We start from the raw sequence: 22,159 nt of genomic DNA on the forward strand, positions 1-22,159 counted from the left end.
ATGCACGCTGGTGTTGCGCTGCGGACCGTGCCGGCGGCCCAGCTAGCCTGCGTAAAACACCAGGGCCGCGCCCGCGACGATCAGCGCGAAGCCGGCGGCGTGCTGGAGGGTGATCGGCTCTTTCAAATAGGTGGCGCTGAAAACGGCGAAAACCACCAGCGTGATGACCTCCTGCATGGTCTTCAGCTCGGCCGCCGAATAGACTTGATGGCCGATGCGGTTGGCCGGCACCGCCAGCCAATATTCGAAGAAGGCGATGCCCCAGCTCACCATGACGGCGGTTGCGAGAGGCACGGACATGTAATTGAGATGTCCGTACCACGCAATCGTCATGAACACGTTCGAGCAGATGAGCAGAAGAACGGGCGCCGCATAGGGCCAAAGACTTGACCAACTTCCAGCCAAAAGAGCGCCCTTTCCTGGCGTGATTACTTTTCTGCGCGCTGGGCGAAACTGGCGTCGACGCTTTCGATCACCAGCTTGTCCTGAAGGCTCTTGGAATCCGTTTCAACGCTCAAGGCGAAAAGACCCAAGAACATCGCCATCACGGCGATGCAGGCTGCAAGAATGCCGTACATTTCCAGACGCTCTCCCCACTGTGCCGTTCTAAGCGCCCACGTTACGCCGTTAAGGTTTACAAAGCGCTTAGAGTTCCCCCGATAGCTCGGTGTTTTAGGTCGCAGCCGATTGGGGCGCAAGGAAGGGTTAATGCAAAAATCACGATTTTTGTCACAATTTGCATCGAAGCCACGAGAGCGGCGGATGGCGAGGGATTGGGATCAGCCGCCTGGCGCGGCTGGCAGCGCGACCCCCGATAGGGCCCGGCAAAGCGACAGCAACTCGTCCTGCAAAGCTGGGTCCAGCGCCTGCGGGTTCGGTGCCCGCCGGCGCAGATGGTAGAAATACCGGCCGCTTACGCGGGCGCCCGCGTCTTCACTAACTGCTAGCCATGCCTGGGTGAGATGGGCCTGATCGATGTCGTCGGGCGCTCCGGCGCCGCCCATCCGGGTCGGCACCCAGCCCGGCTCCAGCGCGTTGGACAAGATTCCGGGCCAAAGCCTCGCAACCGCGAAGGCGAGCAGCACGTCATACAGCTTGCTCTCGGCATAGGCCGTCGATCCCTCCCAGCTCCGCTTGACCCATAGGGCGTCATCGAGATTGGCGCCCGCATGATGGTGCATCCCGGAACTCAGGTAAACGAGGCGGTCCGGGCGCTCCATCAGCGCAGTCAGAAGATATGGCGCCATCACGTTGATGGCGAAGACGTGGGGGAGGCCGTCTTCGGTCTCGATACGACGCGGCTCGCGATAGCCGATGCCCGCATTATGGATCACCGCATCGAAGCGCCCGAGGCCGTTCGCCTGTTCGGCGACGCGCCGCGCGCCCGATATGGTGGAGACGTCTCCCTCGACGACCGCCTCCGCCGCCGGCAGCGCGCGCCGGGCATCCTGCGCGCGCGCCGCATTGCGCGCGTGCAGGACGATCCGGTGCCCCTGCTCGGCCATAAGCTGCCCGGCCTTGAGCCCAAGGCCCTCCGAAGAGCCGGTGATGAAGACGCGGGACATGCCGTTTCCTTCGGTGTCGAGCCGTCGCGGACGGCCGAGGCGCTCAGCTCCGCTTCTGCCCGGCCGCTTCGAGAATGAGGCCGCTGATGGCATCCGGCTGCGAGATCAGGGACAGGTGGCTGGCGTTCACTTCGATGGTCGTGGCGCCCATGCGCTTGGCCATGAAGCGCTCAAGGTCGGGATTGATCGTGCGGTCCTCGGTCGAAACTGCATAAAAGCTGGGCTTCGAACGCCATGCGGCCTGCGTGGTTTTTCCTGCCAGCAGCGCCTTCCAGAAGGGCTGTTGCACGGCATAGAGGACCAGGGCCTTCTCGCGTGGCAGATCGCCCGCGAAATCCCGAAGGAACGCTTCCTGGCTCAGCCGGCCTTCATCGCCGTCGAAGACGATGCCCGCCGATGCCGGCGGTGTGGGATAGGTCTTGGCGAGGGCCGCATAATCTTCACCCGCGTCGGGCGCTCGGGCCGCGACATAGACGAGCGATGTTACATTCGGATGGACGCCGGTCTCCGAGATCAGCACCCCGGAAAAGGAATGGCCGACCAGCACCGTCGGGCCGTCCTGCCGGGCCAGCACGCGGCGCACCGCCTCGACCGCCTCGGGCAGCGTCGTCAGCGGGTTCTGCACGGCGGTTGCGTTGAGGCCCGCCGCCTGAAGCCGCGGGATGACCTCGCTCCAGCAGGAGCCGTCGGCGAACAGGCCATGCGCCAGCACGACATTATTGGCCTTCGTTGGCGCCGCGCTCGCCGGCGACCGGGCGCCCGAGATCAGCGCGGCGGCGGCGGCACCGGCGAGCGTGGCGGAAAACATGCGTCTGTTCATCATTCCCTGGCGACCTTTGAATGGATTCGATGCGGCGGGCGGACACGAGGTCTGCCCCCCATCGGAGAGGTTTCGTATCATGCGAGACATAAGCCGCCGCCGGGCTTATTCAATCTAGAACTCTGTAAATTAGATATTAAAGCAGTTGTTTCGATTTGCGCTAAGTTATCATACCAAAGTATATTCGAACAAATTTCGTTGATCTCCTGCGCACCTCCAATCACAACTTCGTTATAACTTCGTCCGGTGCTGGTGAGAGAGGGCGGGCGCGTCGGAGGCTTGGGCCTACGCAAAACCGATCGCCGGCGCCGGGCGTTACGCTCCTGTCACCGGAAGATGCGCGCACCCGCTGCCGCGCTCACCGCAGCCGTCCAACCAGGGAATAGCGTCATGATCCGCATCGACCGCCTCGACCATCTCGTGCTCACCGTCGCCGATATCGATCGAAGCTGCGCCTTCTACCGCGACATCCTGGGCTTCGAGGTCGTCACCTTCGGGGAGGGGCAAGGCGCTGAAATTCGGGCGCCAGAAATTCAACCTGCATCAGCTCGGGCATGAGTTCGAGCCCAAGGCGCTGAGGCCGACCGCCGGCTCGGCCGATCTCTGCCTGATCGCTCTCACGCCGCTCGGCGACGTGCTTGCGACGCTCGGCCGGGCCGGCATTCCTATCGAAGAGGGCCCGGTCGACCGAACCGGCGCCGAAGGGCCGCTCCGCTCGGTCTATATCCGCGATCCCGACCAAAATCTGATCGAGATCTCGAACGAGCGGGCTTGAACCCTGGCTCCACCCTCGGGCCGGAATAGCGGGATTTCAGGACCAGCGCCGGTTGGACCACATCCACTGTTCGGGATGCTCGCGGATCCAGGCTTCGAACTGGGCCTGCAGCGCCGCCAGCGCGGCGGTGATGTCGGCATTGGGGTCGTCGGTCCAGGGCACCTTGATCTCGACCATGCGCACCCGGAAGCGCGACTCGTTGCCGACCCGGATGCAGCGGCCGGCCCACAGCCGCGCGCCCGCCCGCCGTGCCAGCATCACCGGCACCACATTCGATCCCGCCGGCTTGCCGAAGAACGGCACCTTGATGCCCTTGGCCTCGTAGCGGTCGGCAAGGAAACCGAGCCGCCCGCCCTCGCGCACATAGCTGGCGATCATACGCGCCGTGTCGTGGCCGAGCTTCATGCCGTTCATCTTGCCGCGCGCGAACAGGCCGCCGGGATAGAGTTCGGTGCGCTGGCCGCGCAGATAAAGGTCGATATAGGGATTGTCGACCAGGCGGTAGACAGCGGCGGGCTTGGCCCCGACGCGCGTCAGCGGCCACATCGCCAGCTCCCAATTGCCCATATGCAGCGAGCAGGCGATGGCGGCGCCCATCTTGCCCTGATAGCGGCCGAGCAGTTCCGGGTTCTCGATCTCGATCCGCTCCGGCTGTTTCAGAATGCGGTCGAGCAGCATGGTCTCCGCCATCACCCGCCCGAGATTGCCCCACATCTCCAGCGCGATCGCCTCGCGCTCGGCCGCCGACTTTTCGGGAAAGGCGATGGCGAGATTGTCCAGCGCGCGGGCATGGCGGCGCCCGTAGGGGGCGAGCAGGCGCCAGGTCCTCGCCGACATTTCGCGCGCCATGTCGAGCGGAAAGGCGCGCACGAAGGCGATGACACCGCGCAGCAGCACATATTCGGCGAGGTAGCGAAGGTTCAAAAGAGCGGACATTCAGAGGGATCGATTCGAAAAGGGCTGGCGGGGAAAAAGGCCATCGGGGCTTAGTGCCAATGCGGCCGGCTGCCGTCAAGCCGCGCGGCGATCTGCGGTAAAAATCACATGTGTACGGGGTCGGGCGACGTTTTCCGGCAACTATTAGCGGTCGTCCTGGAGCGGTTCGGGCGGATTACGCGCCGGCGGCAGCCATGCCCCGGCGCATTGCGGCACGCCTCAACGGTCCGGCGAGCGACAGCGCCATGAGGCCGGCGCCGCGCGCGAGCTGGAGCGGCAGCAGGCCGGAGGTCAGCGTGCGGTTGAGCAGATCGGCGGCAAGAGTGCGGGTCAGCACGTCGCCGCGCCGGGCGGCTTCATAAGCCGCCAGCACGTCCGGCGCGCCGGGGTCGGTCGCGCCGGCAATGCAGCGCGCCAGATCCGCTACGTCGCGGAAGCCCAGATTGAGCCCTTGAGCGCCGATCGGCGGCATGACGTGACCGGCCTCGCCGACGAGGGCCAGCCTTTCGGCGGTGAGCTTTTTGGCGATCAGGCCGGAAAGCGGAAAGCTGCTGCGCGGGCCGACCTCCGTGATCTCGCCGAGCAGGCCGTCGAGCCTCGCGGCGATGGCGGCGGCGAATTCGGCGTCGCCGAGGGCGGCGAGCGCGGCGGCTTCGGCGGGACGCTCGACCCAGACGAGGCTGGAATTGCCGCCGGGGAGCGGCACCACCGTGAACGGGCCGCCCGAATAGTGAAATTCCGTGCAGGCGCCGCCATGCGGCCGCCCGTGGGCGAAGTCGCAGACGGTCGCGGTCTGATCGTAAGCCCAGCTCCGCGTGCCGATCCCTGCGGCCTCGCGGCAGAAGGACTGCCGGCCATCCGCGCCGACGACAAGTCTGGCCGACACTTCGTGGCCGTCGGCTAGAGCGAGGCGCGCGCCCGCGCCGTCCTGCTGGATGCCGGAGACGCCGGTGCTCGGAACGAACCCCGTGCCGAGCGCATCGAACAGGGTCGCGGTCAAAATCGCGTTCGGGATATTGTAGCCAAAGGCCTCCTGGCCGATTTCGCTCGCCTCGAAGGCGGTGTCGGGCGCGCGGAACAGCCGTCCCGTGCGATCGATCAGGCGGAGTGCGGCGAGCGGGGCGGCGTGCGGGCGCAGCCTCTCCCAGACGCCGAGGCCGGTGAGGAAGCGAACCGATCCGTGCAGCAGCGCGGTCGTGCGGCGGTCCGGCCTGCCCGGCGCGGGCGCCGGTCCGACGCAAATCGCGTCCAGCCCCGCATGGCGCAGGGCAAGCGCGGCGGCCAGTCCGGCGGGGCCCGCGCCGACGATCACGGCATCATGCTGAGGATGGGTCATGGCCGTACATTGGGCGCGGCGCGGCTTGGCGACAAGGTATATTCGGCCGCAGCATCCCCCGGCGGCTATTGCTGCCGGGAGATTCTCTTGGCGCTGAGGGCGGGATCGGTGTTCTCGCAGAGCACCACCGGGCCGTTGGAGCTGTTCACCAGCTTGCACTGGCTGTTGTCGCAGCCCCCGAGCGAAGCGGTGCCCGGACCGAGGCTCAGGCTGCCGAGCTCGGAATTGCCGAGCCGCGCCGCCTGCTCGTAAAACTCCTTCGCCTTGACGGCATCGCCCGACACGCCCAGCACCTTTTTGTGATTGAGGTAGATCGGATCGTAGGTCTTGGCGAGGCCGGCATAGGCTTCGGGCAGGTTGCGGCGGTCGGCGAGGTAGCGGAACATCAACCGGGCGGCGGCGATGTCGCCGCGCTCCAAAAGCGTGTTGCCGCGCGCCAGCATGGCCTCGTCGGCCGGGGCGACCGTGGCGCGCTTCTGAATGGAGTGCGTGTTCATCGCCTCGGGCGCCGGCAGCATGCCCTTGAACTGCAGCGGCGGGCGCGATCCGGCTTTGGCGGGCGTGCGCAGCGGCAGTCCGCAAGCGGTGATGAAATCGGCCAGGTCGGCGGCCAGCACGCCGTAGGAGATGCCGTTCGCCTCCTTGTGGATCGAGGTGCTGATGCCGACCACGACGCCGTCATTGTCGATCAGCGGGCCGCCGCTATAGCCGGGAATGATCGGCGTCTGATGCTGCAACTGGCTGCTGAACCAGCGGTTGGTGAGCACGCGCGAGACATAGCCCTTCAGCACGGAGGGGAGGAAAAAGGTCTCGTCGTCGCCCTGCGACCAGGACAGCGCGCCCTGCGGATCGGCGGCGGCCGGAAAGCCGATGGCGAACAGGTCGGAGGCGGTGCCGGGATATTCGGTGGACAGAGGCAGAGGCTGTCCGGGCAGATCGTCGAGCGCCTCGAGCAGCGCCAGATCCTTTTGTGGAAAAACCGCGAGCACGCGCAAGGGAATGCGCTTGATCGAGCCCTTGTCGCCGACATAGCCGACCGAGTAGGCGGTGCCCTTGTCGATGACATGGTGATTCGTGGCGATCACCCGGCTGCCGCTCACCAGAAAGGCAGTGCCGCCCTTCATGGCGCCCTCGACCTCCACCAGCAGCCGGTACACTTGATGAGTCAATGCCGCCACGGTATGGGCGACATCCGGCGCCGTCTTCGTCGGAGCAATCTCCACGGGCTGGTCAGCCGGCGTCTCCGCACGCACGATTGCGCTTTGCGCCAGGCCGAAGCCAAGAATTGCCGCCGCGGCGACGCCCATGCCTCGCCGGCCGGCGATCGTCAGGCGAAACATAGCCGAACCGTTTGCAATGCGCCCCATCCCGTCATGCCGTAGTTTACGCTTCAGGTGCCAGCCCACGCAAGGTCTCAATGCCAGTTTCAAATCAGAAGAAGGCCGCAAGGAAACGGCAAAAATATGACTTACGCAAGAGGAATTCCCAGCCTGTTTAGAACCTCTCGCAAACGTTAAAATCGAGTAGCCTGCGGTGCTGGGTGAATGAAAGGAGAGAGGCTTGTATCGTAAGATTACTTACATATATCTCCGCGCAATCGGCTTCTGAATGAGCACTCTGCGGGCATTCAGCAGGGCTTTGTCTGCGGCCACCCATATTTTTTGGTCGTCGTCGGCGCGCAAATAGTCGAAAACCAGTTTGGAGACGACCGCGCCGATCACGAAGAGCAGCACCATCGCAATTGCCGCGCTGGCGAGGAAAGTCTTATCATACATCGAAGCTGGGCCGCGCTGAAGAATCAACCAGCCCAGCAGCGCCAAAGCCGCGGGAAAGGTGGCGAGGAAACCGAAGACCGCGACTTTCCACCAGCGCGCGCGATTCCGGATCAGGGAAATATTCTCCGGCAGCCGGGCGATGGCGCCGGTGGTGTGGTTCTCCAGATAGATGCAATGGCCGTAAGGCGCGCTCTTCTTGGCGGCCCAGACGGCGGTGACGGCGTGGCCGTTGCGGAAGCCGATGCCGCTATCGATCAGGAAGATCTCGATCTCGCGGCCGTCGCGCTGACGCAAAAAAAAGCGCTGCCGGTTGATCGGCGGCGCCTGAACGGGCACTCGGCCGGCATCGGCGCGCTCGCTCTCCTTAGATGGCGGGACATCGGGAGGCGCCGCCCAAGTCTGCAGCCCCCCGACCAAACCCGTCGCCGCCCAGGCAAAGAATTCTCCCATCCCCAGCCCATCAATTCATCGGCCGCGCCACGTCTCGATGTCGGCGGTCGCGCGGTAGCGCCTCGTCCATGCCCCAGTGTCGAGAACCGGAACGCCCCATCCGCCCTGGTCCCACCGCGCACGCTCTCTATAATGGCTCGCACGCAGCCGGAATTCCCTGAGCCGGAATTCATCACGGTCATCAGCCGGAATAAAGGCCAATGGCTGCGCCCTGTCGAGCAAAAACCCATCCTGAGAGACAGATTAGCCGAAATCGGCGCAAATAGGCGATAATCACGCTTGACGCCTGAAAACCGGAGGGCTATCTATCGCGAACCGATTTGGCAGGCAAGTAGCGCCGTGCGCCCTGTTTCGCGCGTCCAGCGACCTAAACGCTGCCAGAAAAAAATGAATTCAGACTTGGGTGTATGACCCTCCGGAAGAGTTCTGGATGGTCCTCTCGTTTTTGCCGGTCGTCAGATCGCGCCAAGCCTTCGGGTGATGGTGCGTCTGGAACCGACGGCATTCTTTGCTTGGGTTGGATGGCGCATGCCGACAATACAACAACTGATCAGGAAGCCGCGCAAGGCGCCGGTGAAGCGGAATAAGGTTCCTGCCATGCAGGCTTGTCCGCAAAAGCGTGGCGTTTGCACCAGGGTTTACACGACGACCCCGAAGAAGCCGAACTCGGCGCTTCGCAAGGTTGCCCGCGTGCGCCTGCAGAACGGCTTCGAAGTGACGAGCTACATTCCTGGCGAGGGCCATAATCTGCAGGAGCACTCCGTGGTGCTCATTCGCGGCGGCCGCGTCAAGGACTTGCCGGGCGTGCGCTATCACACGATCCGCGGCGTGCTGGATACGCAGGGCGTGTCCAAGCGGCGTCAGCGCCGGTCGAAATATGGCGCCAAGCGGCCGAAATAAGCAGTTGAACGAAATTTGGAAGACGAGCCATGTCACGACGGCATAGAGCGGAAAAGCGCGACATCATTCCCGATCCGAAATACGGGGATCTCGTGCTGACCAAGTTCATGAACAGCCTGATGTACGAGGGCAAGAAGTCGGCGGCCGAACGCATCGTTTATGGCGCTCTCGACAAGATCGAGGCCAAGGCTAAGCGCGACGCCATCCAGCTTTTTCATGAAGCGCTCGATAATGTGAAGCCGGCGATCGAAGTGCGCTCGCGCCGGGTCGGCGGCGCCACCTATCAGGTGCCGGTCGAAGTGCGCATGGACCGCCGTCAGGCGCTGGCGATCCGCTGGATCATCAGCGCGGCGCGCGGCCGCAATGAAAATACCATGGAAGAAAGACTGTCCGGCGAGCTGCTGGACGCGGCGAACAATCGCGGCACGGCCGTGAAGAAGCGCGAAGACACTCACCGGATGGCCGAAGCCAACCGCGCCTTCTCGCATTATCGCTGGTAATCGGTTACTTAGGATCTAGGACGATGGCACGCCAGACACCAATCGAGCACTACCGCAATATCGGTATCATGGCGCATATCGATGCCGGGAAAACCACGACCACCGAGCGGATACTGTTTTATACCGGCAAGAGCCATAAGATCGGCGAAGTGCATGACGGCGCCGCGACGATGGACTGGATGGAGCAGGAGCAGGAGCGCGGCATCACGATCACGTCCGCCGCGACGACCGCTTACTGGAAAGACGCCCGCATCAACATCATCGACACGCCGGGCCACGTGGACTTCACCATCGAAGTCGAGCGCTCGCTGCGCGTGCTCGACGGCGCGGTCGCTCTTCTCGACGCCAACCAGGGCGTCGAGCCGCAGACCGAGACCGTTTGGCGCCAGGGCGACAAATACGGCGTGCCGCGCATGTTCTTCGTCAACAAGATGGACAAGATCGGCGCCGATTTCTACGCCTCGGTCGCCTCGATCCATAAGCGCCTCGCCGCCAAGACGCTGGTGATCCAGCTTCCCTACGGCGCCGAAAGCGATTTCAAGGGCGTCATCGACCTCATCCGCATGAAGGCGGTGGTGTGGGAAGAAGAGACGCTGGGCGCGGCCTTCCATGACGAGGAAATCCCCGCCGACATGCTCGAGCGGGCCAAGGAATATCGCGAGAAGCTGATCGAGACGGCCGTCGAAATGGACGAAGCCGCGCTCGAAGCCTATCTCGAAGGTGTCGAGCCCGATGTGGAATCGCTGAAGGCGATGATCCGCAAGGGCACCTGCACGAGCACCTTCTATCCGGTGCTCTGCGGCTCGGCCTTCAAGAACAAGGGCGTGCAGCCGCTGCTCGATGCGGTCATCGACTATTTGCCCTCGCCGCTCGACGTGCCGCCGATCAAGGGCATCGACGTCAAGAGCGGCGACGACATCGTGCGCAAGCCGGCCGACAACGAGCCGGTCGCGGTGCTGGCCTTCAAGATCATGGATGACCCGTTCGTCGGCACCTTGACCTTCTGCCGCATCTATTCCGGCAAGCTGGAATCCGGCTCCAGCATCATGAATTCGACGCGCGACAAGAAAGAGCGCGTCGGCCGCATGCTGCTGATGCACGCCAATAACCGCGAAGACATCAAGGAAGCCTTTGCCGGCGACATCGTCGCCCTGGCTGGCCTGAAGGATGTGCGCACCGGCGACACGCTTTGCGATCCGGCCAAGCCCGTCATCCTGGAGCGGATGGAATTCCCCGATCCGGTCATCGAGATCGCGATCGAGCCCAAGTCGAAGGCCGACCAGGAGAAGCTGGGCATCGCCCTGTCGAAGCTGGCCGCCGAAGATCCGTCCTTCCGCGTCTCGACCGATCCGGAATCGGGCCAGACCATCCTGAAGGGCATGGGCGAGTTGCATCTCGACATCAAGGTCGACATCCTGCGCCGCCAGTACAAGGTCGACGCCAATATCGGCGCGCCGCAGGTGGCCTATCGCGAAACGATCACCCGCAAGGCGGAGATCGACTATACGCATAAGAAGCAGACCGGCGGTTCCGGCCAGTTCGCCCGCGTCAAGCTGGTGATCGAGCCGAGCGAGCCGACGCAAGGTTTCGTCTTCGAGAACAAGGTGGTCGGCGGTTCGGTGCCGAGGGAATATGTCCCGGGCGTCGAAAAGGGCCTCAAGAGCGTTCTGGATAACGGTGTGCTGGCGGGCTTCCCGATCATCGACCTGAAGGTGACGCTGGTCGACGGCGCCTATCACGAAGTGGACTCCAGCGCCCTCGCCTTCGAAATCGCCTCCCGCGCCGCATTGCGCGAAGGCATCCAGAAGGCGGCCCCGAAACTGCTCGAGCCGATCATGAAGGTCGAAGTGGTGTCCCCGGAGGAATATCTGGGCGGCATCATCGGCGACCTCACCAGCCGGCGCGGTCAGGTTCTGGGGCAGGAGATGCGTGGCAACGCGGCAGTGCTGAACGCGCTCGTGCCGCTCGCCAACATGTTCGGCTACGTCAATACGCTGCGCTCGATGAGCCAGGGCCGCGCGCAGTTTACGATGACCTTCGAAAGCTACGCCCAGGTGCCGCAAAATGTGGCGGAAGAAGTCCAGGCAAAATTCGCTTAAGCGAGCCCGGACCGAAGCGCCAAGAGTTAAGAAGATACGGAGAGCCAGATGGCCAAGGCAAAATTTGAACGCAACAAGCCGCATTGCAACGTTGGTACAATCGGCCATGTCGATCACGGCAAGACAACGCTCACGGCTGCGATCACAAAGGTGCTGGCGAAGTCCGGCGGTGCCACCTTCCAGGCTTACGACCAGATCGACAAGGCGCCCGAAGAGCGCGCCCGCGGCATCACCATTTCCACCGCTCACGTGGAATATGAGACCGAGAACCGGCATTACGCCCATGTCGACTGCCCCGGTCACGCCGACTATGTGAAGAACATGATCACCGGCGCCGCGCAGATGGACGGCGCGATCCTGGTGGTGTCCGCCGCCGACGGCCCCATGCCGCAGACCCGCGAGCACATCCTGCTCGCCCGTCAGGTCGGCGTGCCGGCGCTCGTCGTATTCATGAATAAGGTCGACATGGTCGACGATCCGGAACTGCTCGAGTTGGTCGAGCTGGAAGTGCGCGAACTGCTCACCTCCTACGAGTTCCCGGGCGACGATATTCCGATCATCAAGGGTTCGGCTCTGGCCGCCCTCGAAGGCAAGAATGACGATATCGGCGAGAAGGCGATCCTGGAGCTGATGAAGGCGGTCGACGCCTACATCCCGCAGCCGGCCCGTCCGATCGACAAGCCCTTCCTGATGCCGATCGAAGACGTGTTCTCGATCTCGGGCCGCGGCACCGTCGTCACCGGCCGTATCGAACGCGGCATCGTCAAGGTTGGCGAGGAAGTCGAGATCGTCGGCATGAAGCCCACGACCAAGACCGTCGTCACCGGCGTCGAGATGTTCCGCAAGCTGCTCGACCAGGGCCAGGCCGGCGACAATGTGGGTTGCCTGCTGCGCGGCATCGACCGCGAGGCCGTCGAGCGCGGCCAGGTTCTCTGCAAGCCCGGTTCCGTGACTCCGCACACCCAGTTCAAGGCTGAGGCTTACATCCTCACCAAGGAAGAGGGTGGCCGTCACACGCCGTTCTTCACCAACTACCGCCCGCAATTCTACTTCCGCACCACGGACGTGACCGGCGTCGTCAAGCTGCCCGAGGGCACCGAGATGGTCATGCCGGGCGACAACATCGCCATGGAAGTCGAACTGATCGTGCCGATTGCGATGGAAGAGCGCCTGCGCTTTGCTATCCGCGAAGGCGGCCGCACGGTCGGCGCCGGCGTCGTTGCCAGCATTTTGAAATAGTGAACTTTAGGGGACGCTTCACGGCGTCCCCGCTTCGAGGCAATGGACATGCAAGGCCAGAATATCCGCATCCGGCTCAAGGCGTTCGATCATCGGATTCTCGACGCCTCGACCAAGGAAATCGTCAATACAGCGAAGCGGACCGGTGCCGAAGTGCGTGGGCCGATTCCGCTGCCGACGAGGATCGAGAAGTTCACCGTCAACCGCTCGCCTCACATCGACAAGAAGAGCCGCGAGCAGTTTGAAATGCGCACGCATAAACGGCTGATCGACATTGTCGACCCGACCCCGCAGACCGTCGACGCTTTGATGAAGCTCGACCTTGCGGCCGGTGTCGACGTCGAGATCAAGCTCTAAGAGATTTGGACCGAGGCAGCGCGATGCGGTCAGGTGTAATAGCACAGAAGCTGGGCATGACCCGGATCTTCACGGATGCCGGCGAGCATGTGCCCGTCACGGTGTTGAGGATCGACCACTGCAAGGTGGTCGCCCATCGCACCGATGAGAAGAATGGCTACACGGCCATGCAGCTCGGCGCGGGTCTGGCGAAGGTGAAGAATGTGACGCGCGCACAGCGCGGCCATTTCGCCGTCGCCAAGGTTGAGCCGTCCTCGAAGGTGGTCGAATTCCGGGTTTCGCCCGAGAATCTGATCGATGTCGGGGCGGAGATCACGGCGGATCATTTCCTCGAAGGCCAGTTGGTCGACGTGACGGGAACGAGCATCGGCCGCGGTTTTGCCGGCAGCATGAAGCGGCATAATTTCGGCGGCCTGCGCGCCTCGCACGGCGTCTCGGTCTCGCATCGCTCGCACGGCTCGACCGGCCAGCGGCAGGACCCCGGCAAGGTGTTCAAGGGCAAGAAGATGGCCGGCCATATGGGCGATGTGCGGGTGACCACGCAGAACCTGAAAGTGATCAAGACCGATGCCGACCGCGGCCTCGTCATGGTGCGCGGCGCGGTTCCGGGCGCCAAGGGCGGCTGGGTGCTGCTGCGCGACGCGGTCAAGTCCGGCATGCCGGAAGGCGCGCCGACGCCGGGGGCGATCCGGGGCAATGGCGCCGGTGGGAATGGGAAAGCATAAGCCATGAAAGCGGACGTCACGACGCTCGAGGCCAAAAAGGCCGGCACGGTCGATCTGCCCGACGATGTTTTCGGGCTGGAGCCGCGCGCGGATATTTTGCACCGCATGGTGCGCTATCAGCTGCTGAAGCGCCAGGCCGGCACGCATCACGCCAAGGACCGCTCGCTGGTCTCGGGCCGCCACCAGAAGATGTACAAGCAGAAGGGCACCGGCCGCGCCCGTCACGGCAACAAGCTCGCCCCGCAGTTTCGCGGCGGCGGCAAGGCGTTCGGACCGGTGCCGCGCAGCCATGCGATCGAGCTGCCGAAGAAGATCCGGGCGCTCGCTTTGAAGCACGCTCTGTCCTCGAAGGTGAAAAGCAACGAGCTGATCATCCTCGACAAGGCCGAGCTCAGCGAAGCCAAGACCAAGGCGCTCCGGGTGCAGTTCGAGGCGCTCGGCCTGGAATCGGCGCTGATCATCGGCGGCCGGGAGCTTGACAGCAATTTCTCGCTGGCGGCGCGCAACATCCCCAATATCGATGTGCTCGCGGTCGCCGGCCTCAACGTCTACGACATCCTGCGCCGGCGCAAGCTGGTGCTGACGAAGGCCGCCCTTGAGGCGATCGGGGAGCGCTTCAAATGAACGAGGCCGATCTTTACGACGTCATCGTGGCGCCGGTCATCACCGAAAAGGCGACGATCGCGTCCGAGCATAATCAGGTGGTCTTCAAGGTTCGTAAGAGCGCGACCAAGCCGCAGATCCAGGAAGCGGTCGAGCGTCTGTTCAACGTGAAGGTCAAGGCAGTGAACACGCTGATCCGGGCCGGCAAGAACAAGCGCTTCCGCGGCATTCCGGGCAAGCAGAACGACATCAAAAAGGCCATCGTGACGCTGGAAGACGGTCATTCCATCGACGTCACGACGGGACTTTGAGCTTAAAGAGCGTTGAGCCATGGCTTTAAAAACCTATAATCCGACCTCGCCCGGCCGCCGCCAGCTCGTTCTGGTGGATCGCTCCGAGCTCTGGAAGGGCAAGCCGATCAAGACGCTGACCGAGGGACGGTCGGAGAAGGCCGGCCGCAACAATCTCGGCCGCATCACCGCCCGCCGCCGCGGCGGCGGCCACAAGCACAATTACCGGCTGGTCGACTTCAAGCGCGGCAAGCTGGAGATGAGCGCGGTCGTCGAGCGGCTGGAATATGATCCCAACCGCACCGCCTTCATCGCGCTGATCAAGTACGAAGACGGCGAACTGTCCTATATCCTGGCGCCGCAACGCCTCGGCGTCGGCGACAAGGTCATCGCCGGCAAGCAGGTCGACGTCAAGCCGGGCAACGCCATGCCGCTCTCGGCCATGCCGATCGGCACCATCGTGCACAATATCGAATTGCGCCAGGGCCGCGGCGGCCAGATCGCCCGGTCGGCGGGATGCTACGCCCAGCTCGCCGGCCGCGACGCGGGCTACGCCATCCTGAAGCTGAACTCGGGTGAAACCCGCATGGTGCGCGCCGAATGTATGGCGACGGTCGGCGCGGTGTCGAACCCGAACAATTCCAACACCAGCATCGGCAAGGCCGGCCGCAAGCGCTGGATGGGCAAGCGTCCGTCGGTCCGCGGCGTGGCGATGAACCCGATCGATCATCCGCATGGCGGCGGCGAAGGCCGCACCTCGGGCGGCCGTCATCCGGTGACACCGTGGGGCAAGGGCACCAAGGGCACCAAGACGCGCTCGAACCCGTCGACGGACAAATACATCGTCCGTAGCCGTCACGCGAAGAAGAAATAGGGAGCCAGGACGTGACACGCTCAGTCTCGAAAGGTCCGTTTGTCGACGGGTACATGCTGAAGAAGGCGGAGAAGGCGCGCGAGACCCGCTCCAACGCGATCATCAAGATCTGGAGCCGGCGCTCGACGATCCTGCCGCAATTCGTCGGACTGACCTTCGGCGTCTATAACGGCCAGAAGCACATTCCGGTCCTCGTTTCCGAGGACATGATCGGGCACAAATTCGGCGAATTCTCACCGACCCGGACCTATTACGGCCACGGCGCGGACAAGAAGGCCAAGAGGAAGTAATCATGGGCAAGGCTAAACAGGAACGGCGCCTGGCCGAGACGGAAGTGCAGGCGGTGACGCGCAATATGCGCGTCAGCCCCCAGAAGCTCAATCTCGTCGCCCAGATGATCCGCGGCCAGAAGGTCGACAAGGCGCTCGCGGACCTCACCTTTTCGCGCAAGCGCATCGCCCTGGACGTCAAGAAGACGCTGGAATCGGCGGTCGCCAACGCTGAGAACAATCACAGCCTCGACGTCGATTCGCTCGTCGTCTCGCAGGCATTCGTCGGCAAGAATTTGGTGATGAAGCGCTGGCGCCCTAGGGCGCGCGGGCGCATCGGCCGGATCATGAAGCCCTTTTCGCAGCTCACGGTGATCGTGAAGGAAGTTCAGGAGTCCGTCTGATGGGCCAAAAAGTCAACCCGATCGGTCTTCGCCTCGGCATCAACCGCACCTGGGATTCGCGCTGGTACGCCGATGGCCGCGAATATGGGCGGCTGCTGCAGGAAGATTTGAAGATCCGCAAATATATCGCCAAGACCCGGCGGCAGGCGGGCATTTCGAAGGTCGTCATCGAGCGGCCGCATCGCAAATGCCGGATCACCATCCACAGCGCCCGTCCCGGCATCCTGATCGGCAAGAAGGGCTCGGACATCGAGAAGCTGCGCGGCGAGCTGGCGACGATGACCTCCTCCGAGGTGCATTTGAACATCGTCGAAGTGCGCAAGCCCGAAATCGACGCCACGCTCGTCGCCGAGAGCATCGCGCAGCAGCTCGAGCGCCGCGTTGCCTTCCGCCGCGCCATGAAGCGCGCGGTGCAGTCGGCGCTGCGGCTCGGCGCGCTCGGCATCCGCATCAACTGCTCCGGACGGCTTGGCGGCGCGGAAATCGCGCGCATGGAATGGTATCGCGAGGGCCGGGTGCCGCTGCACACGCTGCGCGCCAATATCGATTACGGCACCGCGCTGGGCGTGACCGCCTACGGCATCATCGGCATCAAGGTGTGGATCTTCAAGGGCGAGATCCTCGACCACGACCCGATGGCGCAGGAGCGCCTGGCGCTCGAGGTGCAGGAAAGCGGCGGCGGTGGTGGTGGCGGCGGACGTGGCCGGCGCGACGAGTCCCGGGCTTAAGGGCCGGGCGGGAATAGGTAAAGGGCAGGACCATGCTGCAACCGAAACGCACAAAATTCCGCAAGGTGCATAAGGGCCGCAACCGCGGCAATGCCAAGGGCGGATTCGACTTGAACTTCGGCTCGCACGGGCTGAAGGCGATGGAGCCGGAGCGCGTCACGGCGCGCCAGATCGAAGCTGCTCGCCGTGCCATCACGCGCCAGATGAAGCGCGCGGGCCGCGTCTGGATCCGGATCTTCCCGGATCTGCCGGTGACCAAGAAGCCGATCGAAGTGCGCATGGGCAAGGGCAAGGGCTCGGTGGAGTTCTGGGCCTGCCGGGTGAAGCCGGGCCGGGTGATGTTCGAGATCGACGGCGTGCCGGATGTGGTGGCGCGCGAGGCGCTGCGGCTCGGTGCGGCCAAGCTGCCGATCAAGACGCGCGTCGTCGCCCGCTTCGGCGAGCAGGCGGTCGCGGCAGGGAAGGCATAAGACCATGAAGATCGAGAAAATCCGGGATTTGACCCCCGACCAGCTTCGCGACGAATTGATCAAGCTGAAGCGCGAGCAGTTCAACCTGCGCTTCCAGAAGGCCACGGGACAGCTCTCGAACACCGCGCGGGTGCGCGAGGTTCGCCGGTCCGTCGCCCAGGTGAAAACTGTCGAGCGCCAGAAGAGCGCCGCCTCGGCAAGCAAGGAATAAGGCGAACCCATGCCGAAGCGCATTCTCCAAGGTGTCGTGGTCTCCGACAAGAACGACAAGACCGTCGTCGTGAAGGTCGAGCGCCGGTTCACCCATCCGGTGATGAAGAAGACCGTGCGGCTGACCAAGAAATATCACGCCCACGACGAGACCAACGCCCACAAGGAGGGCGACATCGTGCGGATCGAGGAATGTCCGCCGATTTCGAAGAACAAGAAATGGGTGGTGCTGGCCGAGACGCGCGCCGCCGGTTGATCCGGCCGGCTGACGGGGCGGCGACAAGGACGAATTTTCCGCGCGCGCATGCCGCGCAGGCGGGCCGGAGTTTGAGGAATTTGACATGATACAGATGCAAACCAATTTGGATGTCGCCGACAATTCCGGCGCGCGCCGGGTGCAGTGCATCAAAGTGCTGGGCGGTTCGATGCGCCGTTTTGCGACGATCGGCGACATCATCATCGTCAGCGTCAAGGAAGCCATCCCGCGGGGCCGCGTGAAGAAGGGCCAGGTCATGAAGGCCGTGGTCGTGCGCACCGCCAAGGGCGTGCGCCGTCCCGACGGCAGCCTGATCCGCTTCGACCGCAACGCTGCCGTGCTGGTGAACAACAACAAGGAGCCGATCGGCACCCGCATCTTCGGGCCGGTTCCGCGCGAATTGCGCTCCAAGCAGCATATGAAGATCATCTCGCTCGCTCCCGAGGTGCTGTAATGGCGAAGCTGAAGATCAAAAAAGGCGACAAGGTCGTCGTCCTCGCCGGCCGCGACAAAGGCAAGCGCGGCGAGGTCATCAAGGCTTTCCCGACCGAGAACAAGGTCGTGGTGCAGGGCATCAATCTGGTGCGCAAGCATCAGAAGCAGACGCCCGGCCAGGAAGGCGGGATCATCTCCAAGGAAGCCCCGATCCAGGTTTCGAACCTGGCCATCGAGGATCCCAAGGACGGCGCGCCGACCCGCATCGGCTACAAAATTTTGGACGATGGACGCAAGGTTCGCTACGCCAAGCGTTCGGGAGAAGTGATCGATGACTGAAGCAGCCGCCTACGAACCCCGGCTGAAGCGCCAATATCGCGAGGAAATGCGCAAGGCGCTCGTCGAGGAATTCCAGTATAAGAACCCGATGCAGGTGCCCCGGCTCGAGAAGATCGTGCTGAACATGGGCATCGGCGAGGCGGTTTCGGATCGCAAGAAGGTCGACAGCGCCGCGCGCGACCTGGCCATGATCGCCGGCCAGAAGCCGGTTCTGACCAAGGCGCGCAAGTCGATCGCCACCTTCAAGCTGCGCGACGGCATGGCCATCGGCGCCAAGGTGACCTTGCGCCAGGCGCGTATGTACGAGTTTCTGGACCGGCTGATCACGATCGCGTTGCCGCGGGTGAAGGACTTTCGTGGGCTGAACCCGAAGAGTTTCGACGGCCGCGGCAATTATGCCCTCGGCATCAAGGAACACATCGTGTTCCCCGAAATCGACTACGACAAGGTCGAGGCGATCTGGGGCATGGACGTGATCGTGTGCACCACGGCTCCGACGGATGACGAGGCCCGCGCGCTTCTGAAGCAGTTCAACTTTCCGTTCCGCAAATAAGGCCACGCTGGCGGACGAGGAGAAAAGAAAAACATGGCAAAAACGAGCATGGTGGAGCGCAACCGTAAGCGCCAGACGCTCGCCAAGAAATACGCGTCGCGCCGGGCCACGCTGAAAGCCAAGGCCGGGGACGAGAGCTTGCCGGCCGAGGAGCGCTTCCAGGCGCGCCTGAAGCTGGCCGAGCTGCCGCGCAATTCCGCGCCGAACCGGGTTCGCAATCGCTGCGAGCTGACCGGCCGCCCGCGCGCCTATTATCGCAAGCTGCGCCTGTCGCGCATCGCCCTGCGGGATCTGTCGTCGAACGGCCTGATCCCCGGCATGGTCAAGTCGAGCTGGTAGAGGGAAAGAGATGACGGTTTCGGACCCTTTGGGAGATATGCTGACCCGCATCAGAAATGCTCAGATGCGGAGCAGGCCGAAAGTCTCCACGCCCGCCTCCAAGCTGCGCGAGCGCGTGCTTGAAGTGCTGAAGGATGAAGGCTACATCCGCGGCTTTGCCCGCATCGATTATCAGGACGGCAAGTCCGAGATCGAGATCGAGCTGAAATATTTCGACGGCCAGCCGGTCATCCGCGAGATCAAGCGGGTGTCGACGCCGGGCCGGCGGGTCTATTCCTCGGTCCGGGATCTGCCCACCATCGCCAACGGCCTTGGCGTGGCCATTCTTTCGACGCCCAAGGGCGTGATGTCGGACAGCCGCGCCAGGCTTGAAAATGTCGGCGGCGAAGTCCTTTGCAGCATATTCTAACGGGGCTTCCGGCCTCGCGTTGAGATGAAAGGCTTGGACGATGTCCAGGATTGGAAAAAAGCCGGTGCCGGTGCCGGGCGGCGTGACCGCGAAGGTCGAGGGACAGCACGTCTCGGTCAAGGGGCCGAAGGGCGAGCTTTCGGTGACCCTCGTCGACGACGTCACGGTCAAGATGGGCGATAAGGGGATCGAGGTTCAGCCGCGCGATCAGTCGAAGCGCGCCCGCTCGATGTGGGGCATGTCGCGCTCGCTGGTCGACAATCTCGTCGGCGGCGTGACCAAGGGCTTCACCAAGCAGCTCGACATCACCGGCGTCGGCTATCGCGCCGCGCTGAAGGGCAAGGAGCTGCAGCTCCAGCTCGGCTACAGCCACGATATTCTCTACCCGATCCCGGAAGGCATCACCATCGTGGTGCCGAGGCCGACGGAGATCCAGATCAGCGGCATCGACCGGGCGCAAGTCGGTCAGGTCGCGGCGGAGATCCGGCGCTATCGCGGACCGGAGCCCTACAAGGGCAAAGGCATCAAATATTCGACCGAATTCATCTTCCGCAAGGAAGGTAAGAAGAAGAAATAGTGGAGACTTCGATGAGCGTCAGCGCCCATACCAATTTTGAGCGACGGAAGGTCCGGGTTCGGAAGACTGTGCGCAGCGCCGCCAATGGCCGGCCGCGGCTCTCGGTGTTCCGCTCGTCCAAGAATATCTACGCCCAGGTTATCGACGATGCGACCAGCCACACGCTGGCTTCGGCCTCGACTCTCGACAAGGACCTGGCCAAGAAGCTGAAGACCGGCGCCGACAAGGACGCGGCGGTCGAGGTCGGCAAGCTTCTGGCCAAGCGCGCGCTCGAAGCGGGCGTCTCCGCCGTCATCTTCGATCGCGGCGGTTATATCTATCATGGCCGGGTGAAAGCCCTGGCGGACGCCGCCCGCGAAGGCGGTTTGAGTTTCTAAAAGCGAATAGCTATTTACCGGACGAAAGGGACGACAGTGGCACGAGCACCGCGAGAACGGGACCGCGAAGAACGCGACAGCGAGTTCGTCGACAAGCTCGTTCACATCAACCGCGTGGCGAAGGTGGTCAAGGGCGGACGTCGCTTCGGCTTTGCGGCGCTGGTGGTTGTGGGCGATCAGAAGGGCCGCGTCGGCTTCGGCCACGGCAAGGCCCGCGAAGTGCCTGAAGCCATCCGCAAGGCGACCGAGGCGGCCAAGCGCGGCCTGATCAAGGTGCCGCTGCGCGAAGGCCGCACGCTGCATCATGACGTTGCCGGCCATCACGGCGCGGGCCGAGTGATCCTGCGCGCGGCGCCTCCCGGCACCGGCATCATCGCCGGCGGCCCGATGCGCGCCGTGTTCGAGACGCTCGGCATCCAGGACGTCGTCGCCAAGTCGATGGGCACTTCGAACCCCTATAACATGGTGCGCGCCACGTTCGACGCGCTGAAGCATGAAGACAGCCCGCGCTCCGTCGCGGCACGCCGGGGCAAGAAGGTCAGCGAGATCGTCTCGCGCCGCAGGGATGGGGCCGAAGGCACCACCGCCGCGGCTCAAGAGGCTTAAAGAGCGCGCGCGAGGGAATTTTCGATATGGCTGACAAGGCAAAGACCAAGGGTGGAACGCTGGTGATCGAGCAGATCGCCAGCCCGATCCGCCGCCCGGCTCACCAGCGCGAGACGCTGATCGGCCTCGGGCTGAACAAGATTCGCAAGCGCCGCACCGTGCCGGACAATCCGGCTGTGCGCGGCATGATCGCGAAGGTCTCCCATCTCGTCCGGATCGTCGACGAACCGGCGGCGAAATAGGCTTTCGCGGCTAGCAACATACAGGATTTGAGGCGGGCAGATGCAGCTCAACGAACTCAGGGACAATGAAGGCGCCACCCAGGCGCGCAAGCGCGTCGGCCGTGGCATCGGCTCCGGTCTCGGCAAGACCGCCGGTCGCGGCCACAAAGGCCAGAAGGCGCGCTCCGGCGTCGCCATCAAGGGCTTCGAGGGCGGCCAGATGCCGATCCACATGCGCATGCCCAAGCGCGGCTTCAACAATCCGCTGCGGCTGAAATTCTCCGAGGTCAATCTGGAGCGCATCCAGCTCGCCATCGACGAAGGCAAGCTCGACGCCAAGAGCCCGATCACCGGCGAGGCGCTGGTCGCCGCCGGCGTCGTCCGGCGCGTGCGCGACGGCGTGCGCCTGCTCGGCCGCGGCGCGCTGAAGGCCAAGGTGCAGATCGAGGTGGCCGGCGCGACGGCAAGCGCCGTCAAGGCGGTCGAGGCCGCCGGCGGCAGCATCAAGCTGTTGAAGCTGGTCAAGGACACCGACGCCACCGAGCGCCGCCCCAAGAAAAAAGCCGCGCCGGCGAAGGGCGAATAGGCGGGTGCGCGTATATCCCTTTCCGAGCGGTGATTTACAGCCGGTGCGTGACAGGCAGAATGGATCTTTGGCGTCCCTTTCGGCGAGCGATCGCCGGGACGCCATGACGGGCGCGTCATGCGCCTATCGGCATTGG

General features: G+C 63.8%; 33 protein-coding genes and 1 pseudogene. 26 read left to right on the forward strand and 8 right to left on the reverse strand.

Annotated features, from left to right (window positions below; genetic code table 11):
* Positions 1 to 42 precede the first annotated feature (42 nt).
* The 4 genes from BLEFHOIH_RS10245 to BLEFHOIH_RS10255 all read right to left on the reverse strand — a co-directional run bounded on the left by BLEFHOIH_RS10245 (position 43) and on the right by BLEFHOIH_RS10255 (position 2,388).
* Positions 43 to 405 carry a DMT family protein gene (locus BLEFHOIH_RS10245; RefSeq protein WP_088345016.1) on the reverse strand — a complete coding sequence of 121 codons (363 nt, stop codon included), beginning with the start codon at positions 403 to 405 and terminating at the stop codon, positions 43 to 45.
* A gap of 23 nt (positions 406 to 428) precedes the next feature.
* Positions 429 to 578, reverse strand: a complete 150-nt coding sequence (locus tag BLEFHOIH_RS26630; RefSeq protein WP_170937098.1) for a hypothetical protein — start codon at positions 576 to 578, stop codon at positions 429 to 431.
* 201 nt (positions 579 to 779) lie between these two features.
* The gene (locus BLEFHOIH_RS10250; RefSeq protein ID WP_088345018.1) at positions 780 to 1,565 is read right to left on the reverse strand and encodes an SDR family NAD(P)-dependent oxidoreductase; all 786 of its coding nucleotides are present in this window, start codon (positions 1,563 to 1,565) and stop codon (positions 780 to 782) included.
* A gap of 43 nt (positions 1,566 to 1,608) precedes the next feature.
* Positions 1,609 to 2,388, reverse strand: a complete 780-nt coding sequence (locus BLEFHOIH_RS10255; RefSeq protein WP_088345020.1) for an alpha/beta hydrolase — start codon at positions 2,386 to 2,388, stop codon at positions 1,609 to 1,611.
* A gap of 387 nt (positions 2,389 to 2,775) precedes the next feature.
* Between BLEFHOIH_RS10255 and BLEFHOIH_RS10260 the strand changes: the two are divergent.
* A pseudogene (locus BLEFHOIH_RS10260) lies at positions 2,776 to 3,160 on the forward strand (VOC family protein).
* 36 nt (positions 3,161 to 3,196) lie between these two features.
* Here the strand turns inward: BLEFHOIH_RS10260 and BLEFHOIH_RS10265 are convergent.
* From BLEFHOIH_RS10265 to BLEFHOIH_RS10280, 4 genes are all read right to left on the reverse strand, one after another.
* A complete protein-coding gene (locus BLEFHOIH_RS10265; RefSeq protein WP_088345022.1) occupies positions 3,197 to 4,096 on the reverse strand; it encodes a lysophospholipid acyltransferase family protein in 900 nt (299 codons plus the stop codon).
* 175 nt (positions 4,097 to 4,271) lie between these two features.
* Positions 4,272 to 5,432 (reverse strand): UbiH/UbiF family hydroxylase, encoded by a 1,161-nt coding sequence (locus tag BLEFHOIH_RS10270; RefSeq protein WP_088345024.1) that lies wholly within the window; start codon positions 5,430 to 5,432, stop codon positions 4,272 to 4,274.
* A gap of 65 nt (positions 5,433 to 5,497) precedes the next feature.
* A complete protein-coding gene (locus BLEFHOIH_RS10275; protein WP_170937099.1) occupies positions 5,498 to 6,772 on the reverse strand; it encodes a serine protease in 1,275 nt (424 codons plus the stop codon).
* A 237-nt stretch (positions 6,773 to 7,009) separates the two neighbouring features.
* The gene (locus BLEFHOIH_RS10280; RefSeq protein ID WP_088345028.1) at positions 7,010 to 7,657 is read right to left on the reverse strand and encodes a hypothetical protein; all 648 of its coding nucleotides are present in this window, start codon (positions 7,655 to 7,657) and stop codon (positions 7,010 to 7,012) included.
* Positions 7,658 to 8,185: 528 nt separating this feature from the next.
* Between BLEFHOIH_RS10280 and rpsL the strand changes: the two genes are divergently transcribed.
* The 25 genes from rpsL to rplO all read left to right on the forward strand — a co-directional run bounded on the left by rpsL (position 8,186) and on the right by rplO (position 22,023).
* On the forward strand, positions 8,186 to 8,557 hold the full coding sequence (rpsL, locus tag BLEFHOIH_RS10290; protein ID WP_088345032.1) for a 30S ribosomal protein S12: 372 nt from the start codon (positions 8,186 to 8,188) through the stop codon (positions 8,555 to 8,557).
* A gap of 29 nt (positions 8,558 to 8,586) precedes the next feature.
* Complete coding sequence (gene rpsG / locus BLEFHOIH_RS10295; RefSeq protein WP_088345034.1) at positions 8,587 to 9,057, forward strand: 30S ribosomal protein S7; 471 nt, start codon at positions 8,587 to 8,589, stop codon at positions 9,055 to 9,057.
* A 23-nt stretch (positions 9,058 to 9,080) separates the two neighbouring features.
* Positions 9,081 to 11,156: an elongation factor G gene (gene fusA / locus BLEFHOIH_RS10300; RefSeq protein WP_088345036.1), complete on the forward strand. Its 2,076-nt coding sequence runs from the start codon at positions 9,081 to 9,083 to the stop codon at positions 11,154 to 11,156.
* A gap of 48 nt (positions 11,157 to 11,204) precedes the next feature.
* The gene (tuf, locus tag BLEFHOIH_RS10305) at positions 11,205 to 12,395 is read left to right on the forward strand and encodes an elongation factor Tu (protein WP_088345037.1); all 1,191 of its coding nucleotides are present in this window, start codon (positions 11,205 to 11,207) and stop codon (positions 12,393 to 12,395) included.
* 48 nt (positions 12,396 to 12,443) lie between these two features.
* Complete coding sequence (rpsJ, locus tag BLEFHOIH_RS10310) at positions 12,444 to 12,752, forward strand: 30S ribosomal protein S10 (RefSeq protein WP_088345188.1); 309 nt, start codon at positions 12,444 to 12,446, stop codon at positions 12,750 to 12,752.
* Between the two features lie 23 nt (positions 12,753 to 12,775).
* Positions 12,776 to 13,477 carry a 50S ribosomal protein L3 gene (gene rplC, locus BLEFHOIH_RS10315; protein ID WP_088345039.1) on the forward strand — a complete coding sequence of 234 codons (702 nt, stop codon included), beginning with the start codon at positions 12,776 to 12,778 and terminating at the stop codon, positions 13,475 to 13,477.
* Positions 13,478 to 13,480: 3 nt separating this feature from the next.
* A complete protein-coding gene (gene rplD / locus BLEFHOIH_RS10320; RefSeq protein ID WP_088345041.1) occupies positions 13,481 to 14,101 on the forward strand; it encodes a 50S ribosomal protein L4 in 621 nt (206 codons plus the stop codon).
* Positions 14,098 to 14,391, forward strand: coding sequence for a 50S ribosomal protein L23 (locus BLEFHOIH_RS10325; protein ID WP_088345043.1), 294 nt, complete (start codon positions 14,098 to 14,100; stop codon positions 14,389 to 14,391). The genes rplD and BLEFHOIH_RS10325 overlap by 4 nt, the downstream gene beginning before the upstream one ends.
* A 19-nt stretch (positions 14,392 to 14,410) precedes the next feature.
* Positions 14,411 to 15,244, forward strand: a complete 834-nt coding sequence (gene rplB / locus BLEFHOIH_RS10330) for a 50S ribosomal protein L2 (RefSeq protein WP_088345045.1) — start codon at positions 14,411 to 14,413, stop codon at positions 15,242 to 15,244.
* A gap of 11 nt (positions 15,245 to 15,255) precedes the next feature.
* Positions 15,256 to 15,534 carry a 30S ribosomal protein S19 gene (gene rpsS / locus BLEFHOIH_RS10335; protein ID WP_088345047.1) on the forward strand — a complete coding sequence of 93 codons (279 nt, stop codon included), beginning with the start codon at positions 15,256 to 15,258 and terminating at the stop codon, positions 15,532 to 15,534.
* Between the two features lie 2 nt (positions 15,535 to 15,536).
* Positions 15,537 to 15,917, forward strand: coding sequence for a 50S ribosomal protein L22 (rplV, locus tag BLEFHOIH_RS10340; RefSeq protein WP_088345049.1), 381 nt, complete (start codon positions 15,537 to 15,539; stop codon positions 15,915 to 15,917).
* The gene (gene rpsC / locus BLEFHOIH_RS10345) at positions 15,917 to 16,645 is read left to right on the forward strand and encodes a 30S ribosomal protein S3 (protein ID WP_088345051.1); all 729 of its coding nucleotides are present in this window, start codon (positions 15,917 to 15,919) and stop codon (positions 16,643 to 16,645) included. Before rplV ends, rpsC begins: the two co-directional genes overlap by 1 nt.
* A gap of 32 nt (positions 16,646 to 16,677) precedes the next feature.
* A complete protein-coding gene (rplP, locus tag BLEFHOIH_RS10350) occupies positions 16,678 to 17,115 on the forward strand; it encodes a 50S ribosomal protein L16 (RefSeq protein ID WP_088345053.1) in 438 nt (145 codons plus the stop codon).
* Between the two features lie 4 nt (positions 17,116 to 17,119).
* The gene (gene rpmC / locus BLEFHOIH_RS10355; RefSeq protein WP_088345055.1) at positions 17,120 to 17,326 is read left to right on the forward strand and encodes a 50S ribosomal protein L29; all 207 of its coding nucleotides are present in this window, start codon (positions 17,120 to 17,122) and stop codon (positions 17,324 to 17,326) included.
* A gap of 9 nt (positions 17,327 to 17,335) precedes the next feature.
* Positions 17,336 to 17,581: a 30S ribosomal protein S17 gene (gene rpsQ, locus BLEFHOIH_RS10360; protein WP_088345057.1), complete on the forward strand. Its 246-nt coding sequence runs from the start codon at positions 17,336 to 17,338 to the stop codon at positions 17,579 to 17,581.
* An 85-nt stretch (positions 17,582 to 17,666) separates the two neighbouring features.
* The gene (gene rplN, locus BLEFHOIH_RS10365) at positions 17,667 to 18,035 is read left to right on the forward strand and encodes a 50S ribosomal protein L14 (protein ID WP_088345059.1); all 369 of its coding nucleotides are present in this window, start codon (positions 17,667 to 17,669) and stop codon (positions 18,033 to 18,035) included.
* Positions 18,035 to 18,355 carry a 50S ribosomal protein L24 gene (gene rplX, locus BLEFHOIH_RS10370; protein WP_088345061.1) on the forward strand — a complete coding sequence of 107 codons (321 nt, stop codon included), beginning with the start codon at positions 18,035 to 18,037 and terminating at the stop codon, positions 18,353 to 18,355. The genes rplN and rplX overlap by 1 nt, the downstream gene beginning before the upstream one ends.
* A complete protein-coding gene (rplE, locus tag BLEFHOIH_RS10375; protein WP_088345064.1) occupies positions 18,348 to 18,908 on the forward strand; it encodes a 50S ribosomal protein L5 in 561 nt (186 codons plus the stop codon). Before rplX ends, rplE begins: the two co-directional genes overlap by 8 nt.
* Positions 18,909 to 18,941: 33 nt before the next feature.
* Positions 18,942 to 19,247 carry a 30S ribosomal protein S14 gene (gene rpsN, locus BLEFHOIH_RS10380; protein WP_088345066.1) on the forward strand — a complete coding sequence of 102 codons (306 nt, stop codon included), beginning with the start codon at positions 18,942 to 18,944 and terminating at the stop codon, positions 19,245 to 19,247.
* A gap of 10 nt (positions 19,248 to 19,257) precedes the next feature.
* Complete coding sequence (gene rpsH / locus BLEFHOIH_RS10385; protein ID WP_088345068.1) at positions 19,258 to 19,656, forward strand: 30S ribosomal protein S8; 399 nt, start codon at positions 19,258 to 19,260, stop codon at positions 19,654 to 19,656.
* A gap of 40 nt (positions 19,657 to 19,696) precedes the next feature.
* Positions 19,697 to 20,233: a 50S ribosomal protein L6 gene (gene rplF / locus BLEFHOIH_RS10390; protein WP_088345070.1), complete on the forward strand. Its 537-nt coding sequence runs from the start codon at positions 19,697 to 19,699 to the stop codon at positions 20,231 to 20,233.
* Between the two features lie 11 nt (positions 20,234 to 20,244).
* The gene (rplR, locus tag BLEFHOIH_RS10395) at positions 20,245 to 20,610 is read left to right on the forward strand and encodes a 50S ribosomal protein L18 (protein ID WP_088345190.1); all 366 of its coding nucleotides are present in this window, start codon (positions 20,245 to 20,247) and stop codon (positions 20,608 to 20,610) included.
* 36 nt (positions 20,611 to 20,646) lie between these two features.
* A complete protein-coding gene (gene rpsE, locus BLEFHOIH_RS10400) occupies positions 20,647 to 21,216 on the forward strand; it encodes a 30S ribosomal protein S5 (RefSeq protein ID WP_088345072.1) in 570 nt (189 codons plus the stop codon).
* Between the two features lie 26 nt (positions 21,217 to 21,242).
* A complete protein-coding gene (gene rpmD, locus BLEFHOIH_RS10405; RefSeq protein WP_088345074.1) occupies positions 21,243 to 21,458 on the forward strand; it encodes a 50S ribosomal protein L30 in 216 nt (71 codons plus the stop codon).
* A gap of 40 nt (positions 21,459 to 21,498) precedes the next feature.
* Positions 21,499 to 22,023 (forward strand): 50S ribosomal protein L15, encoded by a 525-nt coding sequence (rplO, locus tag BLEFHOIH_RS10410; protein WP_088345076.1) that lies wholly within the window; start codon positions 21,499 to 21,501, stop codon positions 22,021 to 22,023.
* Positions 22,024 to 22,159 lie beyond the last annotated feature (136 nt).

It is taken from the genome of Rhodomicrobium sp. R_RK_3 (assembly GCF_002198715.1).
Taxonomy (GTDB): Bacteria; Pseudomonadota; Alphaproteobacteria; order Rhizobiales; family Rhodomicrobiaceae; genus R-RK-3.